This is a genomic window from Agrococcus sp. Marseille-P2731 (genome assembly GCF_900117395.1).
GTDB lineage: Bacteria > Actinomycetota > Actinomycetes > Actinomycetales > Microbacteriaceae > Agrococcus.
In genome coordinates this window covers 1,277,508-1,295,311 of sequence record NZ_FPEG01000003.1, presented here as the reverse complement: position 1 = coordinate 1,295,311, position 17,804 = coordinate 1,277,508, and the positions used below count along the sequence as shown (strand labels likewise).

Annotated in this window: 6 protein-coding genes; 1 reads left to right on the top strand and 5 read right to left on the bottom strand. The window is 69.6% G+C overall.

Annotated elements, in window-relative coordinates; all coding sequences use genetic code 11:
* Positions 1–5 precede the first annotated feature (5 nt).
* The 4 genes from BQ6202_RS14360 to rpoB all read right to left on the bottom strand — a co-directional run bounded on the left by BQ6202_RS14360 (position 6) and on the right by rpoB (position 15,375).
* The gene (locus BQ6202_RS14360; RefSeq protein WP_072315032.1) at positions 6–6,077 is read right to left on the bottom strand and encodes an Ig-like domain-containing protein; all 6,072 of its coding nucleotides are present in this window, start codon (positions 6,075–6,077) and stop codon (positions 6–8) included.
* 159 nt (positions 6,078–6,236) lie between these two features.
* Entirely contained in the window at positions 6,237–7,826 is a 1,590-nt protein-coding gene (locus BQ6202_RS14355) for a DMT family transporter (RefSeq protein ID WP_072315031.1), read from the bottom strand.
* Positions 7,827–7,981: 155 nt separating this feature from the next.
* Entirely contained in the window at positions 7,982–11,866 is a 3,885-nt protein-coding gene (rpoC, locus tag BQ6202_RS14350; RefSeq protein ID WP_072315030.1) for a DNA-directed RNA polymerase subunit beta', read from the bottom strand.
* A 38-nt stretch (positions 11,867–11,904) separates the two neighbouring features.
* The gene (gene rpoB / locus BQ6202_RS14345) at positions 11,905–15,375 is read right to left on the bottom strand and encodes a DNA-directed RNA polymerase subunit beta (protein WP_072315029.1); all 3,471 of its coding nucleotides are present in this window, start codon (positions 15,373–15,375) and stop codon (positions 11,905–11,907) included.
* A 297-nt stretch (positions 15,376–15,672) separates the two neighbouring features.
* On the opposite strand from rpoB, the gene BQ6202_RS14340 reads away from it, so the two are divergent.
* Positions 15,673–16,458 (top strand): spermidine synthase, encoded by a 786-nt coding sequence (locus BQ6202_RS14340; RefSeq protein ID WP_143143786.1) that lies wholly within the window; start codon positions 15,673–15,675, stop codon positions 16,456–16,458.
* A gap of 227 nt (positions 16,459–16,685) precedes the next feature.
* Here the strand turns inward: BQ6202_RS14340 and BQ6202_RS14335 are convergent, their stop codons facing one another.
* Entirely contained in the window at positions 16,686–17,624 is a 939-nt protein-coding gene (locus tag BQ6202_RS14335; protein WP_143143754.1) for a hypothetical protein, read from the bottom strand.
* Positions 17,625–17,804: the final 180 nt, after the last annotated feature.

The following is a 17,804-nucleotide window of genomic DNA, read 5'->3' as shown; positions in this document are numbered from 1 at the left end:
GTTGATCACGGGGTGGCGCTCCAGTTGCCGGTCGCACGACCGACCTCAGAGCCGTTCCTCGAGAGGATCAGCGTGTACGGGCCACCGTTGCTGTTGCCGCAGAACACGTAGCGGTCACGGGCCGTCGTGCCGGACGAGCTCGAGTTCGTCCACTGCCCCTGCTGGAACTGGCCTGGCGGGCCGTGACAGGTGTAGTTGTACGTCGCCGGTGGCAGGTCGCTGTACGTCAGCACGAAGTTCCGGGCCCGGATGCCGGGCTGGCCCGGGAGATCGACGAGCGCACCGCCGCTCAGCGAGAGCTGGGGCTGCGGCTTCGGCTTCGCGTTGCCGCAAGCGACGATGTGCTCGGACTCCGTGCCCTCGGTGTCGAACACGCGCACGCGGATGCACGCCTGGATCGCGGGGTCGCGCGGCATGGAGAACGACCCGGAGCTGGCGGGACGCACCGCGGTCCAGTCGTTCGGGTTGTCGTTCAGCACGTACTCGAGGCGGTCGAGCGGGCGGCCGTTCGTGCCACCGGGCGGGGCGTAGTTGAACGTGACCTGCTCGATCTGGCCCGTCACCGAGGCCTGCGGGATGGGCGGCGGCCCGAAGGGGCGCGCCTGGCCGCTCTGGGGCGTCCACGGGCTCGAGTAGAGCTGCCCGTCGATCATCGCGGAGGCGCGCACCTCGAGCACGTAGGGCCCGCCGTTGTTGTTCATGCCGGTGTACCAGCCGCCGGAGGCGAGGGTCTGCTCGCCCGCACCGCCGCCGCGGACCTGGAACGACACCTCCTCGGCGCGGAGACCGTTGCGGGAGCCGGGCTGCCAGGAGACCTGCGCTCGGGTGTCGCCGTCGACGGTCGTGACACCGCTCGGCGCAGCCGGCGCCGTCACCGCGCGCCGGGCCTCGGAGGCCGGCGACGCGTCGCTCGCGCCGACCGTGTTCTCGGCCACGACCTGGAAGGTGATGTTGCTGCCGTCCGCCGGCACACCGGAGAAGTTGGCCGTGGTGCCGCTGACGGTCTGCGTGAGCCCCGTCGTCGAGGTGACGGTGTAGCTGCGCACGGCGTCGCCGTTGCCGTCGGCCGCGCCCCACGTCACGCTCATCTGCACCTCGCCGGGGATCGAGCGGTCGATCGTCGCCGAGGGCTGCCCGACGGGGAAGGGACGGCCGGCGGGCACGGTGGCCCGCGAGCTCGCCGAGAAGTCGCTCGGCTCGACCGCGAGGTTCACCGCCTGGATCCGGAAGGTGTACGCGGTGCCGTTCGCGAGCCCGGTCCAGGTGTAGTTGAGGCCCTGCACCTGCTGCTGCACGGCTCCGTTCGGCGCGGGCGGCGAGATCTCGACGACGTAGTGCTGGATCGGCGAACCGTTGTTGACCGGTGCCTCCCAGGCGAGCGCCAGCTGCGTGTCGCCGCGCTCGACCTGCGGGGGCGCCGGCTGCTCGGGGCGCACATCCGGCCGCGCCTCGCGAGAGGGGGCGGAGGGGTCGGAGTCGCCGACCTCGTTCTGCGCGACCACTCGGAACGTGTAGGTGACGTTGTTCGTCAGCCCCTCGATCAGGCAGGTCGTCGCCGAGCACGCCTGCGAGACCGCGCCGTCGGCCGACTGCACGAGGTAGCCCGTGATCGGCGCGCCGTTCGAGGCCGGCGGCGCCCAGGTGAGCGTCACCTCCGAGTCGCCGACCGCATCGACGTTCGGACGCGCCGGCGCATCCGGCCGGCCCTTCACGTTGAGCGTGAGGGTGCCCGTCACCTGGCGCTGCGTCAGCTCGGTCGCGTCCTGCACGGTGTAGCGCACCGTCAGCACGCCCGAGAAGTCGGAGCCCGGCGTCACCGTCACCTCGCGGTCGGTGAACGAGGGCTGGCCCTCGCCTGCGACGACCTCTGCCGAGATGACGCGCAGCGGCAGCCCGTCCCCCGCGAAGGGGTTGAAGTCGTTCGCGATGACGTCGGTGGTGAGCGCGACGCCCTGGGTCGCCTCGCCGCTGTCGGGCCGTGCCATCGCCATCGGCCGGTTGGTCGGCACGACCTCGACGAGCACGGTGCCGGGGGCCTCGTTGCCGTGGGGGTCGATGGCGACGATCTGGAAGGAGCCGGTCGAGCCCGGCGGGGTGTCGACCTGCGCGCGCGCCGTGAACACCGAGCCGTCGAGCGAGGTCTCGACGCCGTTCATGGCGCCGCCGACGAAGCGGTAGTCCATCGCCTCGAGGTCGCCGGGGTCGGGGTCGACGGTCGCGTCGCGCAGGTCGTACTGCACGGCATCCTCGCCCGCGACCGGGCGCAGCATCGCGCCGTTGAACACGGGCGCGATGACGCTCGAGGGCGTGACGTCGATGGGGATCGTCAGCATCGCGGTGTTGCCGTCCTCCGGGCCAGACCCGTCGGTGACCTCGAAGGTGATGGATGCGGGGCCGACGTAGCCCTGGACCGAGCGGAACTGCAGCGTCTCGGCGTTGGCGATCAGGCCCGAGTCGTCGTCGTTGACGGCGGTCACGGTCTCACCGGAGGTGATGCGCGGCGCGCTGCCGTTCGACGTCGTCACCCAGTCGCGCAGCGGGAGCTCCTGCAGGATCCCGGACGGGATCTGGATGGCCTCGGTGCGCGCGAGGAACGGCGCGCGGTCGCGCACCGGCGGCACGGCGACGAAGGCCTCGGAGGTCAGGCCGTCGAGGTCGGTCACGCGGTAGGTGACGACCTGGAACTCCTCGCTCGGCACGACCTGCACGGCGCTGTCGACGACGGTGCCCTCACCGGTGACGACCGACAGCTCGAGCTCCGAGGGGTCGCCGTCGGGGTCGAGGTCGTTCTCGAGCACCGGCACGTCGAGCGGCACGCCGAGCTCGACGCCGTCGCGCGGCAGCGGGTCGTCGCGCGCGACGGGCGGCAGCAGCTCGGCGTCCTCCGAGACGGTCAGCAGCACCGTGCCGATTGTCGAGGCGCCGCGCGAGTCGGCGACCACGTAGGTGAACTGGTAGTCGCCCTCCTCCGCCGGGGAGCGCAGGTCGACGGTCGAGCGCTCGGTGTTGACCTCGGCGTCCGCGAGCTCGTCGGGCAGCTCGAGGCCGTCGACCTTGAGCGACAGCGGGTCCTGATCGGGGTCGGAGTCGTTCTCGAGCACCGCGATGGCGACCGCGCGATCGGGCCGCACGGTCACGAGGTCGGGCTGCGCGAAGGGCGTCTGGTTCACGTCTGCGGCCTGCGCGATGCCGATGATCACCGATCCCGTGCCCTCGTCGCCCCAGCGATCCCGTACCCGGTAGGTGAACTCGACGGTGCCCGCCGCATCCGGGAAGGCCTGGAAGTCGAAGTAGTCGGGGCCCACCTCGGGCAGGATCCGCCCACCATCGGGGCCGGTGTCGTAGCCGACGAGCTCGACGCCGTCGCCGTCGGGGTCGATGCCGTCGAGCGGGATCGGGATGCGCACGGTGGCGCCCGCGAGCACGCGGGAGGTGACCGTCTCGGGTGCCGGCGGCGAGTTCTGCTCGGCGTCTCGGGGCACGATCGTCACCGCGACCGTCGCCGAGTCGCGGTTGTCCTGCTCGTCGGTGATCTCGTAGGTGATCGTCGCCCTGGTCGGCGCGTCGACGAGCGCGTGCACGCGGAGGCGGCCCTCGGAGACGAACGCCACGCCCTCCGCCTCGGAGGCGAAGCTCGACTGCACGACGTCCTCGACGAGCCGGAACTCGGTGCCGTCCGGCGAGAAGTCGTTGGCGAGCACGTCGATGGTGGCGTAGTCGCCGGCGCGCACGATCGCGGCATCGTCGACAGCCTTGGGCGCGCGCGGCTGCGCGGGCGGCGCCACCGGGATGACCTCGACCGTGCCGGTCTCGGTGAAGCGGCCGTTCGAGATCGTGTACGTGAACTGGAAGGGCGTGTCGAGCCCGTTGTCGCGGATGCTGACCACGCGCCGCTCGCGCAGCTCGACGGTGATGGGCGCGGCGTTCTCGATCGTGACCTGCTGCACGACGAGCACGCCGCCGGCCGGGTCGACGTCGTTCGCGAGCAGGTCGACCACGGTCGAGCCCTGCTGCGGCAGCAGCGCGGTGTCGCGCACGGCGACGGGGCGAGCCTCGTCATCCGGCGTGCGCACGTCGAGTCGGATGCGGCCCAGGCTCGAGTGCGGCCCTTCGGCGATGAGGTAGGTCAGGTAGTGGGTGCCGACCGGCGCCTCGGTGATCGTGACGGTCCCCGTGGGCCCGTCCCACTCCATCTCGACGGCTGGGTTCGGCTCGACCGAGGCGAGCCGGAGCGGCCTGCCGGAGGGCGAGTAGTCGTTCAGCATCGGGCGGATGGTCGCTGCACGGCCCTCGATCGTGCTGACGAAGTCGGCGTTCGCGAGCGGCGGCGCGTCGCCGCGCTCGCGCACGTCGACGTCGATCGTGCCGGAGGCCTGCGCGGTGCCGTCCGAGACCGTGACCTCGATCGTCTGCGGGCCCACGTCGCCGGTGGCGGTGTAGATGAGCCGGCCGGAGGGATCGGTCTGGATCGTGTCGCCGGAGTCGGTGGTCGCGCCCGTGAGGTACATGTCGTCGCCGTCGGGGTCGACCCAGTCGCTCAGCACCTGGTACTCGTACTCGCCACCCTGCTCGACCGCGAAGGCCTGCGCGCGCAGCTGCTCGGGCGGCGAGTTCTCGCCCTCGCCCCGCACGTCGATCTGCACGCCCGCGGTGTCGTCGCCGCCGCGGCCGTCACTGATCTCGTAGTTGAAGGTGAAGTCGCCGATGAACTCCTGAGGCAGCTCGATCTGCAGCTCGGAGTCGTTCGAGACGGGCGAGACCTCGACCCCCTCCGGCAGATCGCCGACGACGCGCGCGGTGAGCACGTCGCCGTCGGGGTCGCTGTCGTTCCAGAGGACCGGCAGGATCGTCGAGCGGCCCGGACGCGCGCCGAAGCGGTCATCGTTCGCGTCGGGCTTCGTGTTCTCCTCGTTGAGGGGCGGCGGCTGGTTCGTGAGCAGGTCCTCGGTCGACTCCGAGTCCTCCTCGTCGGTCGTCTCGTCCGACTCCTCGGGCAGCAGGTCATCCCAGTTGTCGACGAGCACCAGGGTGTCCGCGAGCAGCCAGGACGAGCCCTCCTGGTACTGGTTCAGCACGACCGCGTCGCGATTGATGCGGAAGGTCGCGGGTGCGCCCGTCATCTCGGGCACCTGCTGCTCCGACGGCTCCTGCCCCTGGCACTCGCGCAGGAACTGGGCGCTGCCGGGCCAGACGGCGTAGACGCAGCCGTTCAGCTGCACCGGGCGCACGGCCTCGCCGCCACCCGGACGCTCCTCGATCAGCGCCTCCCCGCCGCTCATCGGCTGCCGCACGAGCTGCGTGCCGGTCGCGAGCAGCACGGTGTCGGAGGCGTCGCCCACCATCTGCACCGCCGCGCCCTCCGGCACCGGCACGGCACCACCCGGCACGAGCAGCGTCGAGCTCGGCGCGTCGAGCACGACGGCCTCGCCGCCCAGCACCGAGACGCGCGGCTCCTGCATGCTGCGCAGCTCGCCGCGCTCGCGCACGACGGGCTCGGCGAAGCCGCCCTCCTCGAGCGGCGCGATCGTGATCTGCTGGCCGTCGCGGGTCGAGACAGCGTGCACGGTGCCGTCGCGACCCACCTCCACCGCCCCGGCCGGGCCGAGCTCGGCGATCGGCTCGGTGCTCTCGGGCGAGAAGCCGCCGATGTCCGGGAAGGCGACGACCCACAGCATGCCGTCGGAGGGCGCGAGGATCGCGACCGTCCCGCCGCCCATGGCGATCGAGGCCTGCCCAGGCAGCTGCACGTTGGTGCCCGTCACGACCTGCACGGGGTCGACGACGATGGCTGCGGATGCCTCCTGGTTGTGGAGGATCACGTCGTCGCCGTCCTGCAGCACGTCGAAGCGCGCGGTGGGCGAGATCAGGCCGGCGTCGAGCTCCTCCGCCTGGATGTTGATGCGGCCGAGCTGCTGCGTGTCGGTGCGCGTGACCCAGACGCCGCCGTCATGCAGGTCGACGTCGGTGGTGGTGAATCCGTCGTAGGTGAACGCGAGGATGCCGAGCGCGACCGAGACCGCCGTGACGAGCGCGCCAGCGACAGTCGACTTGCGATGGCTCCTGATCCACCTGAACACCGTTGGCTCCCCGTTTCACCACAGTTGCGGGCACAGCGGCACGCAGTCACCGCACGCCAGCGCGCCGTGGCCAGGAACATTGTGCCAGAAGTGCGCGAACAGAAAGTTCGCTCACGGGATGCCGGTCACCAGGACCCGACGGAATCCGCTGCGGCGGCGTCAGCCGCGCGCGCGCTCGTAGGCCGCGAGCCGCTCGGCGTGCTCTGCGTTGAAGTCGTCGAGCGCCTTGCGGTTCCACTCGCGAGCCTTGCGGCCGCGACGGGCGACGATGCCGCCGACCCAGATGGGCACCTCGCGCGCCACGACGAACGCCAGCACCGACAGCGGTGCGAGCAGCAGCTGGCTCAGCGCCTGCGGGTCGATGCCCGGCAGCGCGGTGTAGCCGGCCCATCCGCCCTGCTCCTCCATGAAGGCGCCGCCGATGTGCGCGGCGTAGACCAGGAGCGCGACCACGAAGCCGCCGAGCACGTGGGCCCACCAGCCGGCCCGGTTCACGAGCAGCGTCAGGATCCAGTACGCGAGGAAGAAGACCACGACCGGCAGGAGGAACGACGGGCGCAGCCACACCGACTCGAGCGTCTCGAGCGCGTTGAAGTCGCGGTCGAAGAGGAAGCCGACCGCGAAGTAGGCCGCTGCGAAGACGATCCCGAAGATGAGCGTCGCGAGCAGCGCGACGGCGAACCCGACGCCCCGCGCACCCTTGCGGCGCGGCGGCATCGGCTCCTCGACGAGCACGATGGGCGTGCCGCCGCTCGCTGCAGCGCGAGCCGTCTCGTCGTCGACGGGGATGGACGACGCAGGCACCTCGTCGCGGATGATGCCGAAGCGCTCGGTGCGCTGCGAGTCGTCGTCGACCGCGTCGCCCCGCTGGGCGTCCAGCACCTGCGTCTGCGCGGCGGTCGGGCTGTCGCCCTGCACGTCCATCGCCCGCGTCGGCTGCTCGTGCGTCGCGAGGGCCTGCGTGGGCTCCGGCTCCACGAACTCGCGCTCCGAGCCGCGCGAGCCCGCAGCGGCGCCAGCGCCGGCGAGCCCGGCGAGCCCGGCTGCGCCTGCGCCGTGCACCGACGACTCATCGTCGCGGCGGTCGCGGTCGGATGCATCTGTCGTGGTGTCGTCCGCCAGCGCCGCGTCGGCTGCCTCGTCGTCGCTGCCGACCGCTTCCGACCGGCGCCGCAGGCCGAACGAGGGCCGGCGGGGCTCGACGAGCTCCGGCGGCTCGCTGGACTCGGTCGCCTCGGGGTTCGCGAGCGAGCTCTCGGCGGCCTCGCCGTGCACCTCGTCGGCCGTTCGGCGCGCTGCGTCGTCGGGGTGCGCTGCCGAGTGCGAGGGGCCGCGCAGCGCGGACGGCGCGATGACGGTCGGCTCGATCGGGCTGTCGCCGGTGCGGTCGTCGCCTGCTTCGTCGCCTGCAGCGTGTCCGGCGTCGCGGCCGTGGTCGGCGTCGGCGTCGGCGGATGCGGCGTGGGCGTCGAGCACGGCGGTGTCGGCGTCAGCGGCGGTCCACTCGGGGTCGCTGTCGTGCTCGACGAGCGGCTGGTGCGCGTCGTGCTCGGCGACCGAGGTGGAGGCGTCGTCAGCGGGCTGCTCCTGGAGCGGCGCGGTCGTGGGCACGGCCTCATCGACGGGGCGCTCGTCGGGGTGCTGCTCGGCGTCGGGCGAGGCGGCAGGCTCCGACGGCGGGGCGCTCTGGGCGGCGGGGGCGCCGCCGAAGAACCGGTCGCGCCACGAGGTGGGCTGCTGCTCGCTCATCGTCAAACCTCCTGAGGCGGCTCGGTGCCGCGTCGTCGCGATTCTAGGCACGCAGCCGGCCACCGCGCCCGCGCCACCCCGCCGTCACGGCAATCGACCGCATGCAGCAGGGGCCGCATCCGAGATGGATGCGGCCCCCGATGCGCTCAGGTCGTTCAGACGATCTGACCCGGCTCCTCGTTGAACTCGCCGCCGGTGAAGGCGTCGAAGTCCAGGTAGGAGAGGTCGGACTCGTCGACGCCGCCGGCGTCGGCGAACAGGCGGTTCGGGTAGCGCTCCGCCTTCGCCTCCTCCGTCGCCTCGACCGTCACGTCGCGGTAGCGCGACAGGCCGGTGCCGGCGGGGATCAGCTTGCCGATGATGACGTTCTCCTTGAGGCCCAGCAGCGGGTCGCGCTTGCCGGAGAGCGCTGCCTCGGTGAGCACCTTCGTCGTCTCCTGGAAGGAGGCGGCCGAGAGCCACGACTCCGTCGCGAGCGACGCCTTCGTGATGCCCATGACCTCCTGGCGGGCCGACGCGGTCTTCCGACCGTCGGTCAGCGCAGCGCGGTTGAGGTCGTTGTACCGCGAGCGGTCGACGAGCTCACCGGGCAGCAGGTCCGTCTCACCGTGGTCGACGACCGTGACCTTGCGGAGCATCTGGCGGACGATGACCTCGATGTGCTTGTCGTGGATCGGCACGCCCTGCGAGCGGTACACATCCTGCACGCCCGACACCAGGTGCTTCTGCACCTCGCGGACGCCGCGCACGCGCAGCACCTCCTTCGGGTCGACCGCACCGATCTGGATCTGCTGACCCTGGTCGACGTGGTCGCCGTCGGCGACCTCGAGGGTCGCGCGGCGGAGCACCTGGTAGACGATCTCCTCGTCACCGTTGTCGGGCACGATGACGACGCGCTTCGACTTCTCGTCCTCCTCGATGCGCACCCGACCGGCAGCCTCGGCGATGGGCGAGGCGTTCTTCGGGGTGCGAGCCTCGAAGAGCTCCGTCACGCGGGGCAGACCCTGCGTGATGTCGCTCGCGCCGACCGATCCACCCGTGTGGAACGTGCGCATCGTCAGCTGCGTGCCGGGCTCACCGATCGACTGGGCGGCGATGATGCCGACCGCCTCGCCGATGTCGACGAGCTTGCCGGTGGCCAGCGAGCGTCCGTAGCAGTGGGCGCAGACGCCGACCGCCGACTCGCAGGTGAGCACGGAGCGCACCTTGACCGTCTCGACACCGGCAGCGACGAACGCGCGGATCTCGCGGTCGCCGATGTCCTGAGCGGCCGTCGCGAGCACCGTGCCGTCCGCAGCCACGACCTCCGTCGCGAGGTTGCGGGCGTAGACCGCCGACTCGACGTTGTCGTGGAGCGTGAGCTGACCGTCGATGATCTCGGCGATCGGCACCTCGAGGCCACGCTCGGTGCCGCAGTCGTCCTCACGGATGATGACGTCCTGCGACACGTCGACGAGCCGACGCGTGAGGTAGCCCGAGTCGGCCGTGCGGAGCGCGGTGTCGGCCGAGCCCTTGCGCGCACCGTGCGTGGCGATGAAGTACTCCGCCACGGTCAGGCCCTCGCGGTACGACGAGATGATCGGGCGAGGGATGACCTCACCCTTCGGGTTCGTCACGAGGCCGCGCATGCCGGTGATGTTTCGGACCTGGATCCAGTTTCCGTTGGCACCTGCGGTGACCATGCGGTAGATCGAGTTGTCCTTGTCGAACGCCTCCTGCGTGGCCTTCTGCACCTCGTTCGTGGCCCTCGTCCACAGCTCGGTGAGGTCGCTGCGACGCTCCGAGTCGGTGATGAGGCCCTTCTCGAACTTGTCCTGCGTCTTCCGCGCCGACTCCTCGGCGCCGGCGACGATCTCGCCCTTGCGCGCCGGGGTGATGACGTCGGAGAGCGCGACCGAGATGCCGGAGCGCGTGGCCCAGTAGAAGCCGGCGTCCTTGATCTTGTCGAGCGTCGCCGCGACGACCGTCTTGGGGTAGCGCTCGGCGAGCGCGTTGACGATCAGCGAGATGACGGGCTTGGTGGCAGCCTCGCTCACGAACGGGAAGTCCGCCGGCAGCAGCTCGTTGAAGAGCGCGCGGCCGAGGGTCGTCTCGTGCAGGAAGGTCTCGCCGTCGACGAAGCCCTCAGGGCGGTCCTGGTCGCGGAACGCCAGGCCGTCGAGGCGCAGTCGCACCACCGAGCCGAGGTTGAGCGAGCCCTGGTCCATCGCCATGATGGCCTCGGCGATCGAGGAGAACGCACGGCCGGTGCCGACGCCATCCTCCTTCACCGTGGTCAGGTGGTGGAGGCCGGAGACCATCTCGTGCGACGGGAGCGTCACCGGGCGGCCGTCCGAGGGCTTCAGGATGTTGCTCGACGCGAGCATCAGCACGCGGGCCTCGGCCTGCGCCTCGACCGAGAGCGGCAGGTGGACAGCCATCTGGTCACCGTCGAAGTCGGCGTTGAACGCCGCGCAGACGAGCGGGTGCAGCTGGATGGCCTTGCCCTCGACGAGCAGCGGCTCGAAGGCCTGGATGCCGAGGCGGTGCAGCGTCGGTGCGCGGTTCAGCAGCACGGGGCGCTCGCGGATGATCTCCTCGAGCACGTCCCACACCTGCGGCTTCGACCGCTCGACCATGCGCTTCGCGTGCTTGATGTTCTGCGAGTGGCCCAGGTCGATCAGGCGCTTGATGACGAACGGCTTGAACAGCTCGAGCGCCATCTGCTTGGGCAGGCCGCACTGGTGCAGCTGCAGCTGCGGGCCGACCACGATGACCGAGCGGCCCGAGTAGTCGACGCGCTTGCCGAGCAGGTTCTGGCGGAACCGGCCCTGCTTGCCCTTCAGCATGTCGGAGAGCGACTTGAGCGCGCGGTTGCCGGTGCCCGTGACGGGGCGGCCACGACGGCCGTTGTCGAACAGGGCGTCGACCGCCTCCTGCAGCATGCGCTTCTCGTTGTTCACGATGATCTCGGGGGCACCGAGATCGAGCAGACGACGGAGGCGGTTGTTGCGGTTGATGACGCGGCGGTAGAGGTCGTTCAGGTCGCTGGTCGCGAAGCGGCCACCGTCGAGCTGCACCATCGGGCGCAGCTCCGGCGGGATCACCGGCACGACGTCGAGCACCATCGCAGCCGGGCTGTTGCCCGTCTGCAGGAACGAGTTGACGACCTTGAGGCGCTTGATCGCGCGGATCTTGCGCTGGCCCTTGCCCTCGGCGATCTGCTTGTGCAGATCCTCGCCCTCGGCCACGAGGTCGAAGTTGAGCAGGCGCAGCTTGATCGCCTCGGCGCCCATGTGGCCCTCGAAGAACTCGCCGTACAGGTCGACGAGGTCGTGGTAGGTCGCGTCCTCAGCCTTCAGCTCGCCGACCTTCAGCGTGCGGAAGTCGTCGAAGACGCGCTCCATCTGCGCGATCTCCTCGTCGGCGAACTTGCGCAGCTGCGCCATCTCGCGCTCGCCCGCGTCCTTGACCTTGCGCTTCTGGTCGGCCTTGGCGCCCTCCTCCTCGAGCTGGGCGACGTCCGTCTCCAGCTGCGCGAGGCGTGCTGCGATGTCAGCGTCGCGGCGCTTCTCGATCTCGCCGACCTTGAGGCGCAGCTCCTGCTCGAGCTGCGGCAGGCGCTCGTGACGAGCATCCGCGTCGACGCTGATGATCATGTACGCGGCGAAGTAGATGACCTTCTCGAGGTCCTTCGGCGCCATGTCCAGCAGGTAGCCGAGGCGGCTGGGCACACCCTTGAAGTACCAGATGTGCGTGACGGGTGCGGCGAGCTCGATGTGGCCCATGCGCTCGCGGCGCACCGACGACTTCGTGACCTCGACACCGCAGCGCTCGCAGACGATGCCCTTGAAGCGCACGCGCTTGTACTTGCCGCAGGCGCACTCCCAGTCGCGCGACGGGCCGAAGATCTGCTCGCCGAACAGGCCGTCCTTCTCCGGCTTGAGCGTGCGGTAGTTGATGGTCTCCGGCTTCTTCACTTCGCCGTGGGACCAGCCTCGGATGTCGTCAGCCGTTGCCAGCCCGATCCGCAGCTCATCGAACGTTGTTGCGTCGATCAATGCAATTCCCTCTTGTCAGATTCTCTACGGCTGCCGGATCAGATGTCGTCGATCGACGACAGCTCGGGGCGTGAGATGTTGATGCCGAGCTCCTCGGCGGTGCGGAGTGCCTCGTCCTCGTCATCGCGGAGCGTGACGACGTCGCCGGCTGCGTTGAGCACCTCGACGTTCAGGCAGAGCGACTGCATCTCCTTCATGAGCACCTTGAAGGACTCAGGGATGCCGGGCTCCTGGATGTTCTCGCCCTTGACGATGGCCTCGTACACCTTCACGCGGCCGACGATGTCGTCCGACTTGATGGTGAGGAGCTCCTGCAGGGTGTACGCGGCGCCATAGGCCTCGAGCGCCCAGACCTCCATCTCGCCGAACCGCTGGCCGCCGAACTGGGCCTTACCGCCCAGGGGCTGCTGCGTGATCATCGAGTAGGGGCCCGTCGAGCGCGCGTGGATCTTGTCGTCGACCAGGTGGTGCAGCTTGAGGATGTACATGTAGCCGACCGAGATCGGGAACGGGTACGGCTCACCGGAGCGGCCGTCGAACAGGCTCGCCTTGCCGCTGCCGTCGATCAGGCGCACGCCGTCACGGGTGGGGAGCGTCGCATCGAGCAGGCCGATGATCGACTCCTCCGTCGCGCCGTCGAAGACCGGCGTCGCGACCTTGGTGCCCGCAGGCGCCTCGAGCGTGGCGGGGTCGAGACCCTTCGACCACTCCGGCTTGCCGTCGACCTTCCAGCCCGTCGCGGCGATCCAGCCGAGGTGCGTCTCGAGCACCTGGCCGAAGTTCATGCGCTTCGGGATGCCGAGCGGGTTCAGCACGATGTCGACGGGGGTGCCGTCCTGGAGGAACGGCATGTCCTCCTCGGGCAGGATCTTGGCGATCACGCCCTTGTTGCCGTGACGACCGGCGAGCTTGTCGCCCTCCGTGATCTTGCGCTTCTGCGCGATGTACACGACGACCTTCTCGTGCACGCCCGAGCCCAGCTCGTCGTCGCCGTCCTCAGCGCGGAACTGCTTGACCGCGATGACGGTGCCCTGCTCGCCGTGGGGCACCTTGAGGGAGGTGTCGCGCACCTCGCGGCTCTTCTCGTTGAAGATCGCGCGCAGCAGGCGCTCCTCGGCGCTCAGCTCGGTCTCGCCCTTCGGCGTGACCTTGCCGACGAGGATGTCGCCGGGCACGACCTCTGCACCGATGCGGATGATGCCGCGCTCGTCGAGGTCCGCCAGCAGGTCGGGGCCGACGTTGGGGAGGTCACGCGTGATCTCCTCCTTGCCCAGCTTCGTGTCGCGGGCGTCGACCTCGTACTCCTCGATGTGGATCGACGAGAGCACGTCGTCCTTCACGAGGTTCTGGCTGAGGATGATCGCGTCCTCGTAGTTGTGACCCTCCCACGGCATGAACGCCACGAGCAGGTTCTTGCCGAGCGCGAGCTCGCCGTTCTCCGTCGCCGGGCCATCGGCGATGACCTCGCCGACCTCGACGCGGTCGCCGGCGGCCACGATGACGCGGTGGTTGTACGACGTGCCCTGGTTCGAGCGGTCGAACTTGCGCAGGAAGTACTGCTGCGTGCCGCCCTCGTCGAGCTGGACGGTGACCAGGTCGGCCGAGACCTCCGCCACGACGCCCGCGCGGGTCGCCGTGATGACGTCGCCGGAGTCGATGGCCGCGAAGCCCTCCATGCCGGTGCCGACCAGGGGCGACTCGGAGCGCACCAGCGGCACGGCCTGGCGCTGCATGTTCGCACCCATGAGGGCGCGGTTCGCGTCGTCGTGCTCGAGGAACGGGATGAGGCTGGTCGCGACCGACGCCATCTGGCGCGGCGAGACATCCATGTAGTTGACCGACTTGGGGTCGACGAGCTCGACCTCCTCGCCCTTCTTCCTCGCGACGACGCGCTCCTCGACGAAGCGGTCCTGCGAGTCGATCACGTTGTTGGCGTGAGCGACGATGAACTCGTCCTCCTCCGACGCGGTGAGGTAGTCGATCTGCTTGCTGACGACGCCGTTCTCGACGCGGCGGTACGGCGTCTCGATGAAGCCGAAGGAGTTGATGCGGCCGAACGTCGCGAGACGACCGATGAGGCCGATGTTGGGGCCCTCAGGGGTCTCGATCGGGCACATGCGGCCGTAGTGCGAGGGGTGCACGTCGCGCACCTCGACACCCGCGCGCTCGCGCGAGAGGCCACCGGGGCCGAGCGCGGAGAGCGTGCGCTTGTGGGTCAGGCCCGCGAGCGGGTTGTTCTGATCCATGAACTGCGACAGCTGCGAGGTGCCGAAGAACTCCTTGATCGCTGCGCTCACGGGGCGCACGTTGATCAGGGTCTGCGGCGTGATCGCCTCGATGTCCTGCGTCGACATGCGCTCGCGAACGACGCGCTCCATGCGAGCCAGACCCGTGCGGACCTGGTTCTGGATGAGCTCGCCGACGGCGCGGATGCGGCGGTTGCCGAAGTGGTCGATGTCGTCCACGTCGAGGCGGATGTCGACGGGCTCGCCCTTGCGGACACCCTCGATCGTCTGCTCCTCGGCGTGCAGCGCGACCAGGTACTTGATGGTCGCGACGATGTCGTCGACCGACAGCACCGAGTCGCTCATGGCTGCGTCGATGCCGAGCTTGCGGTTGATCTTGTAGCGACCGACCTTGGCGAGGTCGTAGCGCTTCGGGTTGAAGTAGAAGTTGTCGAGCAGCGCGCGGGCGGCTTCGGCGGCGACCTGCTCGCCCGGACGCAGCTTGCGGTAGATGTCGCGGAGGGCGTCCTCCTTCGACATGGGCGCGTCCTTCTCGAGGGTCGCCATGATCGACTCGTAGCCGGCGAACTCGCGGGCGATGTCCTCGCTCGTGAGGCCGAGGGCCTTCAGGAAGACCGTGACCGACTGCTTGCGCTTGCGGTCGATGCGCACGCCAACGGCGTCGCGCTTGTCGACCTCGAACTCGAGCCACGCACCGCGGCTCGGGATGACGCGTGCCGAGTAGACGTCCTTGTCGGAGTTCTTCTCGGGGGTGCGCTCGAAGTAGACGCCGGGGCTGCGGACGAGCTGCGAGACGACGACGCGCTCGGTGCCGTTCACGATGAACGTGCCCTTCTCCGTCATCAGCGGGAAGTCGCCCATGAAGACCGTCTGCGACTTGATCTCGCCGGTCTCGTGGTTCATGAACTCGGCGGAGACGTAGAGCGGCGCGGCGTACGTCTTGCCGCGCTCCTTGCACTCGGCGATCGTGTACTTCGGCACGTCGAGCACCGGCTCCGAGAACGAGAGCTGCATCTTCTCGCTCAGGTCCTCGATCGGCGAGATCTCCTCGAAGATCTCCTCGAGGCCGGAGTCGAGGTGGATGTCGTCACGACCGGAGGTCTTCGCCTCCTCGGCGCGGACCTTCCATGCGTCGTCGCCGATGAGCCATTCGAAGCTCTCGGTCTGGAGTGCGAGCAGGTCGGGGACCGTCAGCGTGTCCGCGATGCGCGCGAAGCTCAGGCGGCGCGCGTTTCGACCAGTCTTGGGGCTCAGTTCAGCCAAGGCAGATACCTCCGGGCCGGGAAGGGTTGCGGGTCTTCCCGGGATCGTGTCGTCGGTGAGAGACTCGTCAACACCCTGAAGCGCCCTGTGAGGGCGCGCGCCGACCGCAATATGAAGGCAGAGGGGATGTCTATGAGCGCAAGGTCCTACATTACGCCGCGTGCTCGCTGATGTCCAGTCCATTCGGCGTGTCGGGTGGCGGGCTCCACCGGCTCGGTGGTAGCCCACGCCTGCGGGCGAGACAATGAGGGTGTGAGCACCCCCAGTCGACGACTCGCGAGCGGCCTGCACGCCGAGATGCGCTTCTCGGGCGCTGGCGGCTGGCAGCTCGTCGTCGACGGCACGCCGCAGTCGCACGTCGACCCCGATCGCCCGGAGCTGCTGGTCTACGAGTACGTGCAGCAGATGGGCCACGTCATCGATGCGCTGCCGCCCGGGCCGATCGCCGCGGTGCACCTGGGCGCGGGCGCGCTCACCATCCCCCGCTACGTGGACGCGACGCGGCGAGGCTCGCGGCAGCAGGTCATCGAGCTCGAGCCGCTGCTGGTGGAGCTCGTGCGCGAGGTCGCTCCGCTCCCCCGCGGCGCCAGCGTGCGCGTGCGCTACGGCGACGCCCGGGAGCAGCTCTCGCGGCTCCCCGCCGGGCTGCGCGGCGCCGTCGACCTGGTGGTGGTGGATGTGTTCTCGGGCTCGCAGACACCGGCGCACGTGACGACGGTGGAGTTCCACGCGCTCGTGCGCGAGCTGCTCGCCCCGGCGGGCGTCGTGATCGTCAACATCGCGGACGATCGCACGCTGTCGTTCGCGAAGCGCCAGCTCGCTGCGCTGCACGAGGTGCACGGCGAGGTCGCGGCGCTCGCCGATCCCGGCATGCTCAAGGGTCGCCGGTTCGGGAACGTCGTGGCGATCGCGGGCGCCGCGCTGCCCGACCTCGACGGGATCGGCCGCAGCCTGCGGCGCGATCCGCTGCCGGGCAAGGTCGTCTCGGGCGCCGAACTCCGTCGGTTCCTCGGCGGGGCGCAGGCCGCTCGCGACGCAGACGCCACGCCCAGCCCGGCGCCGGGCCGCGGCGTCTTCGGCTAAGCCAGGACCTTCCCGCCACAGCACCAGAAGGCGCTGCACGCCGCCGAAAGGCCGAACATGAAAAAGTGCCAGCTGTTGTCGGGCGAGATGATCGGGCAGGCGGCCGCAGTCGCCAGCATGGCGACAAGCAGTGCCGCTTTTCTCACGCCGCGAAGCGAGGCCAGATCCGCGGCCGGCTGTTAGCCGGAGGCGCATGGGACCGATCTTCGCCCCATGCGCCGCGCAAGCTAGCCGTAGCAGCCGTGAGCGGTGCCGACCCGCCAGACAGACGGCGAAGGAACGACCTGAATGATGATGCACTGCCGGTTGCTCTTGGCGATGTTCGCCTGGGCGAACACGTAGCCTGCGATCGCAGCACAGGCGATCCCAGCTCCTCCTGCGTAGTAGCCCACGACGCCGCATGTCGAGCTGACTCCAGCGGCGTCTGCGATGTTGCGCGTTTCCCCACGAGAGAACGTTGCACCGTAGCCCCAGTCTCGCCACTCCCAACGAGGGTCGGCCACGATCGGGTAGACCGCATCCCCATCCGGTTCGATCACCTGGACAAGCGTCTGACCGTGCACTTCGTAGTGGGTATCTACCTGATGACCTTCGGCGTCGAAAGCCCAGGGATCGTCCACGACGAGGATTCGCGCACGCTCGGAGTCGCTTGTGTCGATGATGGCCACCGTGCCGTCTTGGTCGATCGCGGGCACGAGCTCGCCCTCGAACTCGTAGCTGAACTCCGCAGGCGCAGTTGGCGCTTCGACCACCGTCTGCACGCGCACTGAATCAGTCTCCAGGGTCTGCACGAGCACCGTCACTCCGCCGCCGTGCGCCGATGGGTAGACGACAGTGCCATCGTCCATCACCTCTGCGGAGGTGATGCTGGTCTCGTTCGGAAGCGGGATTGAGAATCTGTTCGAATCCTCGGTCACGACGTCGATGATTCCCGTTCCGTCATCGGGGATCGACACGACCGCGCCGTTCACGTCGGCGGTCAGCCGGTCGCCTTGTGCTTGTACCGCGACCACCCCACCCTGATCAGGAGCCACCTCCGCGACGATTCGTACGATATCGACCTCATCTTCAACCGCGAAGGCTGGCGAAATCCCTCCGAGCGCCAATGCGATGGTTCCAGCGGAAGCTACTGTCGCGAGAGTCAGTCTTGAGCCTAAGTTCTGCATGGTTGTCGCCTTCTGTTCACAACCTCGCACCGTTGCGAGGTCCCATAGCCAGATTGGTCGTCACCGCGGGCGAGAGCATCGGCCAAACGGATCGACCGCGTCTGCGACGAACGGCGGTGGTCAAGTCTGCGGCGGCGTTGTAGAGCCACGCGCGCAGTCCCGGGTGGATTCCATCGCGGC